The following is a 16,442-nucleotide window of genomic DNA, read 5'->3' on the forward strand; positions in this document are numbered from 1 at the left end:
GCTTTCAAAATCCGCTATAATTTGGGTTGAAGGAGGCGTACTCACTGATGAACATAGACATGAACCGTTATTCGCGCCAAATTTTGTTCGCCCCCATCGGCCCGAGCGGCCAGGAAAAGTTGGGACGGGCCCGGGTAGCGATTGTCGGCTTGGGGGCTCTGGGCACAGCCTTGGCCAACCATATGGCTCGCGCCGGAGTGGGCATGTTGCGCCTGATTGACCGCGACTTCGTTGAAGAGAGCAATCTGCAACGGCAAATGCTGTTTGACGAAGCAGATGCCCAAAACTTCATGCCCAAAGCCGTCGCCGCCGAACGCAAATTGCGGGCGATTAACTCCACGCTGACTCTGGAAGCCCACGTCACTGATCTGACATGGAAAAACGCAGAGTCATTGTTATCCGGAGTCGATCTGATCTTGGACGGCTCAGATAACTTCCAGGTACGCTATCTGGTGAACGATTTTAGTGTCAAGCATGGCGTCCCTTGGATTTATGGCGGTGCCGTGAGTGCGCGCGGCATGAGTTACACGATCCGTCCTGGGGTGACCCCCTGCTTGCGCTGTTTGTTTCCGGATGCCCCCGCGCCCGGTACCACAGAAACATGCGACACGGCCGGGGTGATCGGCCCAATCATCCATGTCATCGCCGCTTACCAAGCGACAGAAGCCCTAAAGCTACTATGTGGGGCAGAGGAAGCCTTGGAAACGCGGATGCGTCATATCGATTTGTGGCACAATCAGGCCCAGGCGCTTCAGGTGTCAGCGCAAAAAAACGACCAATGCCCCTGTTGTGCCAAGCGACAATGGGATTATCTCGATCCGGTGGAAAAAGAGGCGCAAGAAATCTCCATGTGCGGACGCCAATCCGTTCAAATCTCCTTGGGTCAAGTGAAGTTAGATTTGGACAGCTTGGCTGAACGCCTACGCCATGTCGGGGAAACGGAACGCAACCCCTTTATGCTAAGGGTGCAGATTGATGAACAACACCGCCTAGCCGTGTTCCCGGATGGACGCATCCTCGTACAAGGCACCACCGACACCGCTTTGGCTAAAAACTTGGTTGCCAAATATATCGGTTTTTAAATAACAACAAGGCTCCGGAATACCCGGAGCCTTGTTGTTCACCATCGGCTAAAAAGCGCACTATTGCTTTGGCGTGATCTCCACATTCCCCAATTGTTCCATCACCCGAACCAACGCTTGCGTGCCATCCTCGTTACCGCCGTGTGCTTGCACAGCACGCAACAATTGTTGCACGGTGGCCGTCCCTAACAACGGAAGTTCCATCCGCTCCGCTTCAGCGAGCACAATCCGCAAATCTTTTTGTTGGAAACGCACAGAAAAGCCTGGATCTAGATCTCCTTTGACTACACGCGGCCCATAGTTGGCGAGGGCCCATGAACCACCCGCCCCTTGCGAAGTGACTTGAATCATTTTCTCTAGGTCTACACCGCTTTTCTTGGCAAAGGCCAACGCCTCTACCATGCCCAGCAAGTTTAGTCCGCACAAAATCTGATTGCAGGCCTTCACTGTCTGACCAGCACCAATCGGACCGCAGTGAACAATCGTCTTGCCCATCGCTTCTAAGACCGGGCGCACCTTCTCCAGCACTTTTTCTTCTCCTCCGACCATGATCGAAAGCGTACCATTGCGCGCTCCTACATCCCCGCCACTGACAGGCGCATCTAGCATGGCCACACCTTGTTCGGCCGCTAATTCTGCCAACTCACGCGTCGCCTCGGGCGAAATGGTGCTCATATCAATCAAAACCGTCCCTGGCCGTGCGCCAGCCAAAACTCCTTCTTCACCAGTCACCACTTCCCGCACATCTGGGGTATCGCCAACCATGGTGATCACTACATCGCTTTGCGCCGCCACATCCTTGGGCGAATCCGCGAGGTGGGCGCCCCATTCGGCCTTAGCCTCGTCCATCTTGGCGGCTGTCCGGTTCCAAACAGTTACTTCGAAACCTGCTCGGTGCAAATTGCGCGCCATCGATTTTCCCATGATCCCCAAGCCGATAAATCCGATTTTCAGTCCTTCCATTCTCCTGCCCCTTCCTCTTCAAACGCTACGGATGCGGCTGGCAAGCTCCGCTCACGCTTCGCTCAACCGGCCAAACACACTGTTAACCACCGATTGCCACAAACTGCGGTCACTGAGCAAGCGTTCGCGAAACCCTTTGTACATTGCGCGTTGCTCCGCTTCAAAGCGCGGGTCATCCTTGGGTGGCAATCCGCTACGCATTTGGTCAACCATCGCCTGCACTTCAGGGGAGCGCGGTCCCCAGACTGCCCGCTCTTTCCCTACTTCGTCAATGAAGATGAAAATGGGAATCGACCGCGATGTACCATTGGTCAAATACTGATCCATCAATTCCAGATTCTCGTCGCGAATCAAGAAACGCATCTCCATTCCCGCGCTTTCGGCGATCCGTTTCACAATGGGCACGCATAAGAGGGCATCCCCGCACCAGTCGGCAGTCAGCACGATCACCCGCCAGGGTTCGGTTCGTCTTTTGGCCAATGCCGCTACTTCCTCGTCAGTGAGGGTGACTTGCTCATACAAGGACAGCAACTCGTCACGATTCACCTGCATGCTGTTCACATATGTGTCAAAGGTCATGCCTTTCGCAAACCAGTCATTCAGTGTCATCAAGGCATCCATCTCCTTTGTTTAACTGTTCTGCTACCACGTGTTCCAGCTTCAATCTGCCGCCGCACTGGGCGCAACGATACCGATCCACTTGCATCAGGCGTTGTCGGAAGGCATGACGGCCGCACGCCAAGCAATGCACCACATACTTCGGCTTCGTATGTCCTGGTAGCCTTGGCGCATATCTCAGGCCGCCAACCGCAGCAAGCAACTGCCTGAAGTCACGATCGCGATGCCGGTATCCTTTTCCCTCCAGATGCAAGTGGTAGTGGCACAATTCATGCAAAACAATTTTACCAAAAACCTCTCGCCCATGAATCAAATGCTTGGGATTCATTTCAATCCGATGATCCCCGAGATGATAACGCCCGCCAGTGGTTTTCAAACGCGGATTAAACCGGGCTTCATGCAAAAAAGGTTTGCCGAAGCAGGCCAATGAGATCGATTCCACCCAGGCCTGCAATTCCGAATCCGTCAATGCCATCTCTCCTGACACAAACCGCTCGTTTTCAACATACATTACCCTATCCGTGATTTTCGTCAAGGGAGGAAGAAGGAATGCCCAGCTGGTTGATCAAACAACTGATGCATGCCTTTTCCATGAAAGACCGCCGGCTCATCCAATGGTTGAACCACTGCTGGTTCCACTACCGGTGCAATCAAGGAAAACGGATTAGTTGATTATCTGTGGGACGGGCCAAAAGGCGAAGCCCTCCTCCAGCTTACCTGAAAGGCTGGGGGAAGTCATGGGGGACACGGCTTTTTCATTGACTGAAGACGCCTATCGCGCGCGAAGCCGACTGCGAATCGTTATCCAGTTTAAACATATACTTTCCGGCTGGGTGCGCCACATCTATCCGCACTCTCTCTCCCGCATTCACCTGGCCATTCACCAGCGTGGGGCATTGCAAATGGTCACAGTGTATAAAGACATAAAAAGTCACTGGACCCGGCCCCTCATTGTGAATCGAGACGCGAAGGTCCCCTGCAGGAAGGGATTCCCACCCGCTCCAAACGGAAGGGGTATTCGCATCCAACCGCAACGAATGCGTAACGCGCGCTTCAGCAACCGCACCGAAAGGAAATAGGCTAAGGATGATCACCAACGCGGCCGCAAAGGCGCAAACAGGAACAAAACTTAAACGCATCACCAACCCACCTTTTGTCAAGATTTGCATTCCCCATCTGGGCAATGGTGCCCTTAGTCTGCCCCATGACAAAAAAGCTACCGGTGCATCAGGCACATCGGTAGCTTTTTCCGGTATCATTTTTCTTCGTTGTCGTTTTCAGGTTTGACCGGGATCATGCTGAGCCCGACCCGTTCTCGCTCCACATCCACATTGTACACCCACACGTCAACAATATCCCCGACAGTCACCACATCCATCGGATTCTTGACAAACCGTTCGCTTAAACGGGAAATGTGAACCAACCCATCATTCTTCAAGCCAATGTCCACAAAGGCGCCGAAATCGACCACATTACGAACGGTTCCCTGTAGCTGCATCCCCACATGTAAGTCTTCCAGCTTCAACACATCAGATCGCAGAAGCGGTTTGGGCAGTTCATCCCGTGGGTCGCGGCCTGGACGCAAGAGCGCTTCGATAATATCCTTCAATGTTGGCACGCCGCATGCCAACCGCTCAGCCATGCTCTCTACATCTACTTGTTTGAGACGCTCCTTGCAAGCGTCACTGCCGATCTGTTCCAACTCCAAACCTAATTCGGAGAACAAGCGTCCCACCACTGCATAAGACTCCGGATGAATCGGCGTTTGGTCTAAAGGATTCTCACCATCATGAATCCGCATAAAGCCGATACACTGTTCATACGTCTTCGCTCCAAGGCGTGGTACCTCTTTCAGATCAGTCCGCTTAGTAAAACGCCCCACTTCTTCCCGCCGCTTCACTATGTTTTTGGCAACGGTGGCGCTGATTCCCGACACATAAGACAATAGCGACGGGGAAGCCGTGTTTACATCTACCCCGACGTAGTTCACCGCAGATTCCACCACGTGCGTCAAGCTTTCACTCAAGTGTTTCTGTGACACATCATGCTGATATTGGCCGACACCCACCGATTTCGGATCGATCTTAACCAATTCAGCCAATGGATCTTGCAGGCGCCGGGCAATCGATACCGCGCTTCGGCGAGCCGCGTCCAGATCAGGAAATTCCTCTTTGGCAATTTTAGAAGCAGAGTAAACACTGGCACCCGCTTCATTGACGATAATATAATACACCGGCCGTTTCGCCTCTTTGATCACATCGGCGATGAAAGCTTCGGTTTCACGGGAAGCGGTACCGTTACCAATCGCGATGATATCGATCGGATACTTATCCAAGAGAGCGAGCACTTCCGCTTTGGCCTCAGCAACTTTCTTCTGGGGCGGCGTCGGGTAGATCACACCCACTTCCAACATTTTTCCCGTATCATCCACCACCGCCCATTTGCAACCAGTGCGGTACGCCGGATCGACGCCCAGCACCATTTTGCCCCGAACCGGCGGTTGCAACAGCAATGGACGCAAATTCTCGGAGAAAATACGGATCGCCTGTTCCTCCGCCTGCTCTGTCATCTGCGCCCGCACTTCCCGTTCGATGGAAGGCGCAATCAGGCGTTTGTAGCTATCTTGCACCACTTGGGTCAAGTATGCGTGAGCTGGAACGGCAAACCACTTGGCCAATCGCAGGAAAATCTTCTCCTCATCCACTTCAATCTTCACTTTGAGGACTTCTTCCCGCTCCCCGCGGTTCACCGCCAAAATCCGATGCGGCGGCATTTTATGTACAGGCTCACTATAATCGTAATACATTTCATAAACGGTGCGGGCTTCCGCGTCTTTAGCCTTGGACACCAACATGCCGTGTTTCCACGTATATTCACGCACCCATTTGCGGATATCCGCGTCTTCGGAAAGCTCTTCCGCCAAGATATCCATGGCACCTTGCAACGCGGCGTCAGCTGAGTCCACACCCTTCTCCGCATCCACGTACGAATCGGCAGCCGCTTGAACGGGCTCTGCCTGAGAGGACTCCGCCATCAAGCGTGCCAACGGCTCCAATCCTTTTTCACGGGCAATGGACGCCCGAGTCTTCCGTTTGGGGCGGAAAGGCAGATATAAGTCCTCCACCTCTTGCAACTTAGTTGACTGCATGATTTTTTGCGTCAATTCATCCGTTAGTTTCCCTTGTTCGTCAATGAGCCGAATCACTTCTTCTTTGCGTTGGTTCAATTGGGTGAGATAATGGTAGCGTTCTTCAATCGCCCGCAATTGCTCTTCATCCAGTTCCCCTGTGCGCTCTTTGCGATAGCGCGCGATAAAGGGGATGGTGTTGCCTTCTTCAATCAATTCAACTGCTGCTTTCACCTGCGTCGGCTTAACAGCCGTTTCAGTAGCGATCAGTTGAAACATCTGTTGCTGATCCATATTCAACCCTTCTTTCCTCAACCATCACAACAACCTCACGAGGAAAATGATTCCCCAATATATAAAGATAACGAAATTCTGGCACCGTGACGGAGAATTTTATGTGAAAGGTTTGACATTTACTCTGCTCCGCTTGGCTAGAGCGTGTCTGATGAATAGGCCAGCGGCTCCAAAACCATTTTCTCATTCGCTTCACTTGTGCATTGGCGCTCCTCGAGAAACGGTTTTTCCGCCGCTTCTTCCCTACCAACTTGCTTTGCCAGACACACCCTAGTTGATGGAGAGCGGATAAAACAAAAGGTGTGCCGAATCGCCTGTTGCTCACGATCCGACACACCTTCCCCTATTATCCAATCACTTCCGACGGCTCCATGCGAATCGCTTGTCGCAACTTCGCCAACGCCCTTCGTTGCAGGCGCGAGACATGCATTTGGGAAATTCCCAGTTGATCCCCCACCTGTTTTTGGCTGAGATTCTCAAAAAAGGTGAGACGCAGGATCTCTTGTTCCCTTTCAGTCAGCACAGCAAAGATTTTGTCCAACAACATCTTGCGGTCAATTTGTTCATATCCGCCATCTTCTGTACCCACCAGATCGAGCAGGGTGATTTGGCTGCCATCATTGGCGGCTTCAATCGGGCTATCGACGGAAACGGCGTTGTAACTCCGCCCCATCTCCATCGTCTCCAACACCTCTTCTTCTGAGACGCCGAGATACTCCGCAATCTCCTGCACCCGGGGGGAACGTTGCAATTGTGTCGTCAATTCTTCGACCGCCGCCTTGATGCGCGGCCCCAACTCCTTGATGCGCCGTGGAACATGCACACTCCATGTCTTGTCCCGGATATGGCGCTTGATTTCACCCACGATCGTCGGCACGGCAAAGCTTTCAAAACTCCGGCCATAATCGGGATCAAAGCGCTTCAATGAAGCGATCAGCCCGATCATTCCGACCTGAACGAGATCTTCGTACGGCTCTGATCCATGGGCGAACTTAAAGGCCAATGTTTCCACTAGATCACGGTAATGCGCGACTAAAATCGCTTGAGCCTCTGCATCCCCATCCTCTTGGAATCTTGCTATCAGGTTGTACACCTGTTCATCGGTTAGTGAAGGATGTGGACGACTCGACATGTGACTCCACCACGCCCTTTCGGATATACTTGGTCATCGTCACAATTACGCCATTATCCCCTTTGATATCCACATGATCCATCAAAGATCGCATCAGAAAGACGCCCAACCCTCTTTCGCGAAGCGCGTTCATGGTCGGCCCGACTTCGATCGGCCCAGTACGCTTTTCAATCTCTTCGATATTAAAGCTGTTTCCACGGTCAACCACTTCGATTTCCAACCGGTTTGAGAAAATATTGCAACTGACCTCGATCTCCCCATCGCCGCCGCAATAAGCATGATCCACGGCATTGGTACACGCTTCGGAAACTGCCAATTTCAGATCTTCGATATCGTCATATGAGAAACCCATGCGATTGGCAATTCCAGAGACAGCCAACCGGGCTATGCCCACATAGTCCGGCTTCGCAGGAATTGTCAAATTCACCAAATCTAAGGGTTTACCACTCATTGTCGGCCATCCTCCTGCACTTTTTCTTCATTGAGCATAATTACGTTCAGGTTGGTGATGCGGAAAATGCGTTGCAGCCGCGCGTTCATGCCTTTCAAAATCAGTTTGCCACCCGTTTGACCCTGCGCCTTGTATGCACCGATCAACACACTCAGACCCGTGCTATCGATATATTCCACATCAGTAAAGTCGATCGTAATCGTGGTTCCGCCCTGACAGCGCGGTAACAGTTTTTCCCGTAGTTTGGGTGCGGTATACACATCAATTTCCCCTGAAACCACATAGGTGATCTCTTTTTCGTTCTCTATTTTTTCTTGAACGCTCAAATTCATTACTCTTCCCCTCCTGCCTCGATCAGCCGACGCGCTTGATCATCAAAATGGTTTGATCGTCTCTCATTATATAGTTAGTCATTTCGTATAATTTCTGATGAATGGCTTCCACCGCTTGTTGGGCGGGCAGGTGTATATGATCACGAATCATGCTTTTGATCGTTTCCCTTTCGATGAACTTGCCGTCGACCCTTGCCTCCGTCACTCCGTCGGTGAACAGGATAATCGCATCGTTCGGCTCCAAGTCGGCCACGTACTCGGGATATTCATTGTCCCGCAACACACCCAGAACCATTCCTTTGGTCTCCAAACTGGTGAAGCAATCTTCCCTGGCGGAATAAATCAGCCCGGGCTCATGACCAGCCGTTGCGTAACGAAACTGGTGGTTCAACGAATCATATACCCCGTAGATCATCGTGATAAACATGCTTGGCAAAACATTGCGTTCCACAATTGTGTTTAAGTCGCGCAAAATCTCCCCCGGGGAAAGGGATTTGGCATCCAGCCGGTCCATTGTGTACTTAATCATCGACATACACAAAGCCGCGGGAATCCCTTTCCCGACAATATCGGCAATGCCCACTCCCAACTGTTGCATCCCATGGTCGACAAAATTGTAGTAATCTCCGCTCATCTGCTTGGACGCCACACTAATCACCCCGATGTCCACACCAGGAAGCGAAGGGGTGGCCTCAGGTAGTAGCGTTTGTTGCAGACCCGCTGCAACTTCGATCTCATCTTCCAACTCGCGTTGCCGGCTCATCAGCTGTTCCCGTTCCTGATAAGCGACACCGTACCCCACCATGACTTCCAACAGCATCTCCAACGTGGCTTTCACTTCTTTGGGCAGCTCCGGTACCATTCGCTTGACCGATCCGATATGGACATTAATCACTTCTTCCGGCGAAACGCGTTTTTCTATGAACCATTTGCTTAGCTGTTGCGCGCTGTAAAGATGGTCTTCCTTAGGCTCGGTCATATAGGAAGCGAGCAGCTTCTCATATAGTTTTTTCAGATGAATATCCATGTGTTAGTTCTCCTTGCTGGAGCCTGCGCTTAAATTGCTCCAATATTCGAAAGCAATACGGCAACATTATCGCCTTTCTATGAGGAAGGCATAGAAAGGCCATCCTCATTTTACATTTTAAATTTAAAATATCACAGAAGGGAACAGAATTAAACAAGTTCAACAAAAAAAGAGAATGGCCCATTCACCATTCTCCAATCTCCATCAAAAATCAATCATACCCAAGCTAATCATCAACGCTTCATTGACTCGATTCATCATCTCATCATCAAGATGGGTGATCTTATCTGTCAATCTCTGTTTATCGATGGTCCGAATTTGTTCAAGCAAAATGACCGAGTCACGATCAAATCCGTACGCTTTGGCATCGATTTCTACATGCGTAGGTAACTTGGCTTTTTGGATTTGGGCTGTAATCGCGGCGACGATAACGGTGGGGCTAAATCGGTTCCCAATATCATTTTGTATCACTAAGACAGGTCGAACCCCACCCTGTTCGGATCCGACCACAGGGGAAAGATCTGCGAAATAGACATCGCCACGCTTGACAATCAAATCAATTACACCCCGCTAACTAATCGATCCAAAGTATCTTCAGCCTCTTCTTCCGCTACAAATGCTTCAGAAGCGATGTTGAGATTGATGCGAGCCATTTCCATATAGCCTCTTTGCATCATTTCGCGGATGAGACGTTTTTTCCGCTCTTGGAGATACATTTTCATCGCCTGACGAATAAATTCGCTGCGATTGGAATTATCCCTCGCCACCATACCATCTACTTCTTGAAGCAAATTTGTTGGCAGGCTGATCATAATTCTCTTTGTTCCGGACAAAATGAAGCACCCCCAACCAATCATCACCGTAAGCATTTCCCATCAATACTACCATTATGTCGTGGATGTTGCAAAAATATACTTATTAATAAGCTATATAAGCGCGATAGAGAAGGATTCAACAGGCATAGTTAAATGTATTCGTGCCATCCATTTAAATTCCTTCCCTTTCAATTGTAATACTAAAATTGTTCACCCTTGTCCAGTTGATTGTCCCACTGTCTTGGTGGATTGTATTGCAAACGGTTTATAAAGTCAACAATCTCTCCGTTTTTTATATAAAAACGGGGCAATCGATGACTCAAGGCACAAACCACTTCATATGAGATCGTCTTCAAAAAACTCGCCACTTCATCCACGGTAATTTTCTCCCCGCCTTGTTGGCCGTAGATGACCACTTCATCTCCCACTTGTACAGGCATCGCGTCTGTCACCTGGATCATCAACTGGTCCATGCAAATTCTACCGACGATAGGCACACGCTTTCCCTTTACCAGCACGTGGCCCGCATTGGAAAGATGACGGTTGATACCATCCGCATAACCGATGGGCAAGACAGCGATCCATTCTTGACCCGAAACGGTGTACGTATTTCCATAGCTTACGCCCGTGCCCCGCGGTGGTTTTTTCACATGGGCGACACGGCATTTCAGCGATAGCGCCGGCCGCAAGTCCACCGCATCCCGCTTCACCTCCGCGGACGGATAAAAGCCATACATGCTGATGCCGATCCGCACCATGTCAAACGCGCCCTCAGGCAATTGGATCGCTCCTGCGCTGTTGGCGATGTGCACCAGCGGTATGTTGTGCCGCTTTCGCACTTGGTTGACCACATCGGTGAAGCGCTGCAATTGAAAACGCGCATAAGCATCCTCTTCTTCATCTGCCGTGGCATAGTGGGTGAAGATGCCTTCCACTTCCACATGGCCAAGGCCCTCCGCTTGCGCCAGAAGGGGGGAAACCTCCTCAGGCAACACTCCCAACCGGCCCATTCCGGTATCCACTTTGACATGCACCCGTGCCGTAACTCCCAAGCGAACCGCTTCCTGTTCCACCGCCTCTAATATTTCGGAGCGGTATACAGTCAGCGTCAACCCATTTCGCAAGGCGTAGCCGACGGCATGTGGGGGCGTGTATCCCAACACCAAAATCGGGGCGTTAATGCCTGCCTGACGAAGTTCCACTCCTTCATCGACAAACGCGACCGCCAAATGGCTCGCACCCGCTTCCAGCGCCGCACGAGCCACCGGCACAGCACCATGGCCGTAGCCATTGGCTTTGACAACGGCCATCACTCGGGTGCGTTGTGGCAGGTAGCGCCGAAACTCTTTGATATTGTGCATGATGGCGTCAAGATCCACTTCAATCCATGCATCCCGGCCATGAATCATCCTATCACTTTTTCCAACCACGTCGCACCACTTCCAACTGGATATTGAGTTCTTTTAAAAATGCGTCACTGACCAACAAAGGGAATCTTTTCCCTTTGACTCTGATCATATAAGGCAAATCATACTCTTTCTCTATCTCATGGAGCCAAATGGTTTCCTCTTTGGTTCCCACTTTGGCCAGCAAACGATCTTGGTACAGTTCATAGCTTGGTTTCGCCCATATCAAGTACAAAATGGGCACGATGAGCATCGCAAACACCGCCGAAAGAACCATCCCGACAACAAATCCCGGGCTCCGAAACGGAAAAACGCTTAACACGAGCAACAAGCCGATTGCAAAAAATCCCGACTCCAGCAATTTGAGCACGCCGTTTTTCCGGTACAGCAACGTTGGGTACTTGGATTTCTCCACGATCAGTGCCTGTTTCGCCATCCTTTAACCTCATCCTTTTAGCAAGTCATTTCCACAACTAATCTGTATTATACCAGAGATTCGGCGGATATACGGACAAAAAAATGGACGACCTCCAGGCGGCAGTCCATTTGTTTCATTATTTGGATGACTGATTGTACGTAGAGTTTGCGATTTGCACGAGCTCATCCAAAGACAGATTGCCAATTAATTCATAATCGACGCCGCCTTCCGTCCATGTGAGCCGCTTCCGTTCTCCCATCTCCAGCAACACGCCCACGGTCTCCGCCAATTCCACCGGTTTGCCCATCAGGGGTAATCCTGCTTCCAACGCTTGTGGATGCCGCTCAGTCAGCGTGAATGATTTGTCTCCTTTGAAACGCATCACCACCACCGGCCCTTGTGGCGTTTGAATGGTTCGCTCGCTTTGCAGGCGGGTTCCCTGGGGAATGTATTCAGGCAATACGGCTTCAATCTCTTTTTGTTTGGCAGAAGGTTTGGCCATCGCTGCCAACGAAGTTTTGGAATCCTGGGGTAATTTCTCCAAGTTGCGTTTCATGTCAAACGCGTCTTTGTCAAAGGATGCGCCTTCTTTAAACCGGTCAAACTCCACCTTGATCAACTCTTCGTTCGATTCGCTCAACACCGCCACTTTATGGGGGTTCAACTTGTGATCCAACCAGATCCGCTGCTTGTTAGCATGTTGGTTAAAAGGATATTTGGCAACCACTTCAAATTGGTATTGTTTTTTCCCGGCGCGAAAAGTGCGCTCATTATCATCGATAATGCTTTGAATGACTGTTTGATAAAGATAAACCTGCCCACCCGAATAAGGCCAGTCACTTTGGAACCGGAAACTCTTTTTGAGGTGCGGCGTCAGCACATACACCCCTTCTTCATTGCGCAACAAGATCTGGGTAATCCCTTTTTTCATGTTTTTGATCGCCACGCGGAAAAAATGCGGCTTCTTGTACCACACCTCTATATCGTATAGTTGCGGTTCTTTGCCAGAGCGGATCGTCATTTTCCCATGGCTAACATAAGACTCCATCTCTTCCGAACGCTTGGATAAGTCGCTCACGACTTCCTTAGCGTCTTTGACGCCGCATCCGGCCATGCTCAATGCCAATGCAATGACTATCAGACTTAGCCAGACTTTCCGACACATAAGATCCTCCCTTTCGTCAATTTCCCGGGAAATGTGTCGGTTAGCAGGGGACCGTTTTTCTGGAAGAAGCTACACATTGCAACACATATATGGATCGACGGAGTGATGGCAGCATTCCCGCCCTCTCGGCAACATTCTCCCGCGGCTGTTTGTCCCTCCTAACCGCGTTATATATGTATGTCCCCCTATGGACAGTTATGCTTTATCCACCCGCTCGACCACAGCCATTGCTAGCGCGTAATGCGTGCTGTGCGAAATAGACAAATGCACAGTGGCCGTCCCTTCTGGGAACACGCGCTGAACCACCGCCTCCGACAAAATGACAAATGGCTTCCCATGTCCGTCATTCACCACTTCAATATCCTGAAACGAACAAACACCGCCAATCCCCGTCCCCAATGCTTTGGAAATCGCTTCTTTGGCGGCAAACCGCCCCGCAACATATTCCAAACAGCGACGTGGCTGTTCAGGCATTCTCGCCCATTCCTCCGCAGTCAAGATACGACTGGCCAGCCGTTCACAACCCAATCGCTCAATGCGTTCCAACTCGACGATGTCGGTTCCAATCCCCCAAATCACTTGCTTCACCTCTCAATCAGAGCAAGCCCACAGCAAATAGCCCGCTGATTATCAAAAAGAGCATAACACAACGAAAAAGAGATCACCAACCGCCCTGTGGAGTTGACATCCGTTTTTTTACGGTCTTCCCAACGGTAAATTAATGGTATAGTAGATAAGGAATATGGTTTGATGAGGAGGCTTCTCCATGTATCAGGTGAATAACCGCATCAACATCACATCCCCTGAGCATCTGGCGATGTTGCGGGAACGTTTCAGCAACGCGCCCGAATCGATGAGCAGGGTTCCCGGTTTCGTCTCGTTTCGTTTGTTGGAGGCGGAAGATGGTTCCCATGTCCTTGTGGAAACCGTTTTCAAATCCAAAGAAGATTATCGCGCATGGGTGGAAAGCGACCACTTTAAGCGCGCTCACGGCGGACGTACCGGTGAAGCCAACCGGCCTGAGCTGAGCAGTTATCATGTAAGGATAACATAACCTTACCCGCGCTCATTCAATACCAAATGACTTACAAGGAGTGACTTTCTTCATGACTGCAGGATTAGTTGTTAAATTTTTGCATGTTCTGTTCGTCGCCACTTGGTTTGGCGGCATCAGCCTGATGGCCATGGTGTTGCGTGACGCGACTCGCTCCAACAACCTCGACACCATGTCGCACGCATTGAATCGCGCCCAACGCTGGAATATGACCATGTTTATGCCCAGTGCAGTGTTGTCCCTGATCACTGGTATGTACATGCTGATGCAAGTAGACGGCGAGAAGCCGCTGTGGCTGATCGTCAAAGAGCGTTTCGGTAGCGTGGTTGTCCTTTTGTTCATCTTGTTTGTCGTCATTTACGGCCGCAAGGCGCTGAACCAAGTGCAAGCCAGCGGCATCGAGAGCGCAAAGGCGCAGTCCATCATCAAGCGTTACATCATGTTGCTCAATATTTCACTATTGCTGATGGCGGTGCTGATCTTCTTCGCCACCGTCAAATTGGCATAAGCCAGCAAAAGCTTCATGGCCATTTGGTCATGAAGCTTTTATTTGCTGCTAGAAACAGGGCAGACGTCCAGTCATTCCTCTATATACGCAATATCAATCAAGGAAGGTTCTATCATTCTTGCGTCGATCCCTTTGCCATCCCTTTCGTTCCTACAACCCTCTCCTCCCTAGTCCGCTTACAAAAAAACCCCAGCGGAACTCGTCGTTCGCACCGGGGTTGTTATCATCATCCTGTCGTGTGTAGCTGGTCTAATCAATCATCCAACACGCATTTTTCCAATGGAATGAGCTTGGTTTTCTTCGTCCATTTATAACCGAGATAAAAGGCCAAGAACACAGGAATACCGATATATGAAACCAACAGCCCATACCAGTCAATCGTTTGTCCCAACAATGCTTGGTAGTTTTGTCCCACAATTACGATCAAGCAGAGGGTGAAAGCAAACAACGGCCCAAACGGGAACCATTTGGCTTTGTATGGCAGGTCGGCCAAGTCCCTTCCTTGACGCACATAGGCGCGGCGGAAACGGTAGTGACTGATCGCAATTCCCAGCCATGCGATAAACCCGGTCAAGCCGGAAGCGTTCAGCAACCAAATGTAGATCGTCCCTTCCCCAACCAACGAAGCGAGGAAAGCCAATCCCCCGATCAACGCCGTAGCCAACAAAGCATAAATCGGTACGCCATTTTTCGTCAGTCTGGCAAAAATCTTCGGCGCCTTCCCTTCTTTAGCCAACATCCACAACATCCTTGTGGAAGCGTACATCCCCGAGTTGCCAGCGGACAAAACAGACGTCAATATCACCGCATTCATCACGGAAGCGGCAAAGGCGAAACCAGCGCGTTCAAACACCAGTGTGAACGGGCTTTTGGCGATAGCATCTACATCTCCGCCGGCTAAGTTCGGATGCGTATACGGGAGAATCGTGCCAATCACCAAAATCGCCAAACCATAGAACAACAAGATCCGCCAAAACACTTGCCGAATCGCCCGCGGCACGTTTTTGCTTGGGTTCTCACTCTCTCCCGCGGCCACGCCGACCAGTTCCGTCCCTTGGAATGAAAAACCAGCAATCATAAATACGCTGATGATCCCCATCAACCCGCCGCTAAATGGTGCCTCTCCCACCGTCCAGTTCTTGGTGCCGACGGCTTGTCCACCCAGAATGCCGACAATCATCAACAAACCGACCACAATAAAAATGATAACTGTTGCCACTTTGATGAAGGAAAACCAATACTCCGATTCACCATATCCTTTGACCGATAACGCATTCAAGGCGAACATCAGCACCAGAAACAACGCACTCCATAAGATGGCAGGCGAATCAGGGAACCAATATTTCATGATAATCGAGCCTGCCGACAATTCCACTGCAATGGTGATCGCCCAATTGTACCAATAATTCCAACCCAAAGCGAAACCGAAGGCCGGGTCAACAAAACGGCTGGCATATGTGCTGAAGGAGCCGGAGACTGGCATATAGGTGGCCAACTCCCCCAGGCTGGTCATCAAGAAGTACACCATCATACCAATGGCCATGTATGCGACCAACGCCCCTCCAGGGCCCGCTTGTTGAATCGCGGAGCCGCTGGCCAAAAAGACCCCTGTCCCGATGGAGCCGCCGATGGCAATCATCATCAGATGCCTGGCTTTTAAGTCGCGTTTCAAATCGCCACCCGATTTTCCTCTGCTCATGAAAAAACACCTCTCTACTGTTATAGTATGGCGAGGTGGTCAGGATAATAAAAATACCGCCCAATGACGATGCACCTGATTTGGACGGCATATTACCATACTCACACCAAATCCCCGCAAGATAGCGCAACACATTTGCTTGGCAGGCAAATGTGACAGTGCTGCCCCTATTCGAGCACAGCCCCAGCCTCACTGATCAGAGAACACAATGAAGCTTCGGCGGTCTTTCCTTTCATTGATTTTCGCCGACTTCTCTGTGTCTCCAATCAACTACTCATAAAAACCGCGACCTCTACCTCACCGAAGAGATCCGATGAGGGTTTACCTATTCGATTTCTGGTTCGTATGTAA

Annotated in this window: 21 protein-coding genes and 1 riboswitch; of the genes, 4 read left to right on the top strand and 17 right to left on the bottom strand. The window is 50.7% G+C overall.

Features of this window, described 5'->3' with window-relative positions:
- The first annotated feature begins 47 nt into the window (after positions 1–47).
- Positions 48–1,082 carry a ThiF family adenylyltransferase gene (locus tag QQZ12_RS15975; RefSeq protein ID WP_431606318.1) on the top strand — a complete coding sequence of 345 codons (1,035 nt, stop codon included), beginning with the start codon at positions 48–50 and terminating at the stop codon, positions 1,080–1,082.
- A gap of 60 nt (positions 1,083–1,142) precedes the next feature.
- Here the strand turns inward: QQZ12_RS15975 and QQZ12_RS15980 are convergent, their stop codons facing one another.
- From QQZ12_RS15980 to QQZ12_RS15990, 3 genes are read right to left on the bottom strand one after another with little or no spacing between them, the layout of a single operon-like run.
- Positions 1,143–2,045: an NAD(P)-dependent oxidoreductase gene (locus tag QQZ12_RS15980; protein WP_102991368.1), complete on the bottom strand. Its 903-nt coding sequence runs from the start codon at positions 2,043–2,045 to the stop codon at positions 1,143–1,145.
- Positions 2,046–2,096: 51 nt separating this feature from the next.
- Positions 2,097–2,654: a thioredoxin family protein gene (locus tag QQZ12_RS15985; protein WP_102991367.1), complete on the bottom strand. Its 558-nt coding sequence runs from the start codon at positions 2,652–2,654 to the stop codon at positions 2,097–2,099.
- Positions 2,641–3,138, bottom strand: a complete 498-nt coding sequence (locus QQZ12_RS15990; RefSeq protein ID WP_189319043.1) for a SprT family protein — start codon at positions 3,136–3,138, stop codon at positions 2,641–2,643. Before QQZ12_RS15990 ends, QQZ12_RS15985 begins: the two co-directional genes overlap by 14 nt.
- Positions 3,139–3,212: 74 nt before the next feature.
- Between QQZ12_RS15990 and cmpA the strand changes: the two genes are divergently transcribed.
- The gene (gene cmpA, locus QQZ12_RS15995) at positions 3,213–3,335 is read left to right on the top strand and encodes a cortex morphogenetic protein CmpA (protein ID WP_102991366.1); all 123 of its coding nucleotides are present in this window, start codon (positions 3,213–3,215) and stop codon (positions 3,333–3,335) included.
- An 83-nt stretch (positions 3,336–3,418) separates the two neighbouring features.
- Here the strand turns inward: cmpA and QQZ12_RS16000 are convergent, their stop codons facing one another.
- From QQZ12_RS16000 to acpS, 13 genes are all read right to left on the bottom strand, one after another.
- Positions 3,419–3,802: a hypothetical protein gene (locus QQZ12_RS16000; RefSeq protein WP_102991365.1), complete on the bottom strand. Its 384-nt coding sequence runs from the start codon at positions 3,800–3,802 to the stop codon at positions 3,419–3,421.
- Positions 3,803–3,918: 116 nt separating this feature from the next.
- On the bottom strand, positions 3,919–6,084 hold the full coding sequence (locus tag QQZ12_RS16005) for a Tex family protein (RefSeq protein ID WP_102991364.1): 2,166 nt from the start codon (positions 6,082–6,084) through the stop codon (positions 3,919–3,921).
- A gap of 137 nt (positions 6,085–6,221) precedes the next feature.
- Positions 6,222–6,419, bottom strand: coding sequence for a hypothetical protein (locus QQZ12_RS16010; RefSeq protein WP_102991363.1), 198 nt, complete (start codon positions 6,417–6,419; stop codon positions 6,222–6,224).
- An 11-nt stretch (positions 6,420–6,430) separates the two neighbouring features.
- Entirely contained in the window at positions 6,431–7,216 is a 786-nt protein-coding gene (gene sigB, locus QQZ12_RS16015; RefSeq protein ID WP_102991362.1) for an RNA polymerase sigma factor SigB, read from the bottom strand.
- The gene (gene rsbW, locus QQZ12_RS16020; protein ID WP_022738667.1) at positions 7,182–7,667 is read right to left on the bottom strand and encodes an anti-sigma B factor RsbW; all 486 of its coding nucleotides are present in this window, start codon (positions 7,665–7,667) and stop codon (positions 7,182–7,184) included. Before rsbW ends, sigB begins: the two co-directional genes overlap by 35 nt.
- Positions 7,664–7,999 (bottom strand): STAS domain-containing protein, encoded by a 336-nt coding sequence (locus QQZ12_RS16025; protein ID WP_022738669.1) that lies wholly within the window; start codon positions 7,997–7,999, stop codon positions 7,664–7,666. Before QQZ12_RS16025 ends, rsbW begins: the two co-directional genes overlap by 4 nt.
- A 22-nt stretch (positions 8,000–8,021) precedes the next feature.
- Positions 8,022–9,026: a PP2C family protein-serine/threonine phosphatase gene (locus QQZ12_RS16030; protein WP_102991361.1), complete on the bottom strand. Its 1,005-nt coding sequence runs from the start codon at positions 9,024–9,026 to the stop codon at positions 8,022–8,024.
- A gap of 204 nt (positions 9,027–9,230) precedes the next feature.
- Positions 9,231–9,581, bottom strand: coding sequence for a type II toxin-antitoxin system PemK/MazF family toxin (locus tag QQZ12_RS16035; protein WP_054095634.1), 351 nt, complete (start codon positions 9,579–9,581; stop codon positions 9,231–9,233).
- A 5-nt stretch (positions 9,582–9,586) separates the two neighbouring features.
- A complete protein-coding gene (locus QQZ12_RS16040; protein WP_035952874.1) occupies positions 9,587–9,883 on the bottom strand; it encodes a CopG family ribbon-helix-helix protein in 297 nt (98 codons plus the stop codon).
- A gap of 158 nt (positions 9,884–10,041) precedes the next feature.
- A complete protein-coding gene (gene alr, locus QQZ12_RS16045) occupies positions 10,042–11,250 on the bottom strand; it encodes an alanine racemase (RefSeq protein ID WP_102993734.1) in 1,209 nt (402 codons plus the stop codon).
- 4 nt (positions 11,251–11,254) lie between these two features.
- The gene (locus QQZ12_RS16050) at positions 11,255–11,683 is read right to left on the bottom strand and encodes a hypothetical protein (RefSeq protein ID WP_054095633.1); all 429 of its coding nucleotides are present in this window, start codon (positions 11,681–11,683) and stop codon (positions 11,255–11,257) included.
- Positions 11,684–11,801: 118 nt separating this feature from the next.
- A complete protein-coding gene (locus tag QQZ12_RS16055) occupies positions 11,802–12,830 on the bottom strand; it encodes a LolA family protein (protein WP_054095632.1) in 1,029 nt (342 codons plus the stop codon).
- A gap of 195 nt (positions 12,831–13,025) precedes the next feature.
- Positions 13,026–13,409: a holo-ACP synthase gene (gene acpS, locus QQZ12_RS16060; protein WP_054095631.1), complete on the bottom strand. Its 384-nt coding sequence runs from the start codon at positions 13,407–13,409 to the stop codon at positions 13,026–13,028.
- A 187-nt stretch (positions 13,410–13,596) separates the two neighbouring features.
- Here acpS and QQZ12_RS16065 point away from each other — a divergent pair, with 187 nt between their 5' ends.
- Entirely contained in the window at positions 13,597–13,884 is a 288-nt protein-coding gene (locus QQZ12_RS16065; protein ID WP_102991360.1) for an antibiotic biosynthesis monooxygenase family protein, read from the top strand.
- A 52-nt stretch (positions 13,885–13,936) separates the two neighbouring features.
- Positions 13,937–14,392: a DUF2269 family protein gene (locus QQZ12_RS16070; protein WP_102991359.1), complete on the top strand. Its 456-nt coding sequence runs from the start codon at positions 13,937–13,939 to the stop codon at positions 14,390–14,392.
- A gap of 253 nt (positions 14,393–14,645) precedes the next feature.
- On the opposite strand, the gene QQZ12_RS16075 is transcribed toward QQZ12_RS16070, so the two are convergent.
- Complete coding sequence (locus QQZ12_RS16075) at positions 14,646–16,091, bottom strand: amino acid permease (protein ID WP_102991358.1); 1,446 nt, start codon at positions 16,089–16,091, stop codon at positions 14,646–14,648.
- A 114-nt stretch (positions 16,092–16,205) separates the two neighbouring features.
- Positions 16,206–16,394: riboswitch (Lysine riboswitch) on the bottom strand.
- Positions 16,395–16,442 lie beyond the last annotated feature (48 nt).

Origin of the sequence: Laceyella tengchongensis (assembly GCF_900182735.1) — a bacterium.
GTDB classification, from domain to species: domain Bacteria; phylum Bacillota; class Bacilli; order Thermoactinomycetales; family Thermoactinomycetaceae; genus Laceyella; species Laceyella tengchongensis.

What these genes read in the sequence shown, in the direction of transcription:
- QQZ12_RS15975 (WP_431606318.1), top strand. Translation starts at nt 48, where the DNA reads ATGAACATAGACATGAACCGTTATTCGCGCCAAATTTTGTTCGCCCCC.
- QQZ12_RS15980 (WP_102991368.1), bottom strand. Translation starts at nt 2,045, where the DNA reads ATGGAAGGACTGAAAATCGGATTTATCGGCTTGGGGATCATGGGAAAA.
- QQZ12_RS15985 (WP_102991367.1), bottom strand. Translation starts at nt 2,654, where the DNA reads ATGACACTGAATGACTGGTTTGCGAAAGGCATGACCTTTGACACATAT.
- QQZ12_RS15990 (WP_189319043.1), bottom strand. Translation starts at nt 3,138, where the DNA reads ATGGCATTGACGGATTCGGAATTGCAGGCCTGGGTGGAATCGATCTCA.
- cmpA (WP_102991366.1), top strand. Translation starts at nt 3,213, where the DNA reads ATGCCCAGCTGGTTGATCAAACAACTGATGCATGCCTTTTCCATGAAA.
- QQZ12_RS16000 (WP_102991365.1), bottom strand. Translation starts at nt 3,802, where the DNA reads ATGCGTTTAAGTTTTGTTCCTGTTTGCGCCTTTGCGGCCGCGTTGGTG.
- QQZ12_RS16005 (WP_102991364.1), bottom strand. Translation starts at nt 6,084, where the DNA reads ATGGATCAGCAACAGATGTTTCAACTGATCGCTACTGAAACGGCTGTT.
- sigB (WP_102991362.1), bottom strand. Translation starts at nt 7,216, where the DNA reads ATGTCGAGTCGTCCACATCCTTCACTAACCGATGAACAGGTGTACAAC.
- rsbW (WP_022738667.1), bottom strand. Translation starts at nt 7,667, where the DNA reads ATGAGTGGTAAACCCTTAGATTTGGTGAATTTGACAATTCCTGCGAAG.
- QQZ12_RS16025 (WP_022738669.1), bottom strand. Translation starts at nt 7,999, where the DNA reads ATGAATTTGAGCGTTCAAGAAAAAATAGAGAACGAAAAAGAGATCACC.
- QQZ12_RS16030 (WP_102991361.1), bottom strand. Translation starts at nt 9,026, where the DNA reads ATGGATATTCATCTGAAAAAACTATATGAGAAGCTGCTCGCTTCCTAT.
- QQZ12_RS16040 (WP_035952874.1), bottom strand. Translation starts at nt 9,883, where the DNA reads ATGATTGGTTGGGGGTGCTTCATTTTGTCCGGAACAAAGAGAATTATG.
- alr (WP_102993734.1), bottom strand. Translation starts at nt 11,250, where the DNA reads ATGATTCATGGCCGGGATGCATGGATTGAAGTGGATCTTGACGCCATC.
- QQZ12_RS16050 (WP_054095633.1), bottom strand. Translation starts at nt 11,683, where the DNA reads ATGGCGAAACAGGCACTGATCGTGGAGAAATCCAAGTACCCAACGTTG.
- QQZ12_RS16055 (WP_054095632.1), bottom strand. Translation starts at nt 12,830, where the DNA reads ATGTGTCGGAAAGTCTGGCTAAGTCTGATAGTCATTGCATTGGCATTG.
- QQZ12_RS16065 (WP_102991360.1), top strand. Translation starts at nt 13,597, where the DNA reads ATGTATCAGGTGAATAACCGCATCAACATCACATCCCCTGAGCATCTG.
- QQZ12_RS16070 (WP_102991359.1), top strand. Translation starts at nt 13,937, where the DNA reads ATGACTGCAGGATTAGTTGTTAAATTTTTGCATGTTCTGTTCGTCGCC.
- QQZ12_RS16075 (WP_102991358.1), bottom strand. Translation starts at nt 16,091, where the DNA reads ATGAGCAGAGGAAAATCGGGTGGCGATTTGAAACGCGACTTAAAAGCC.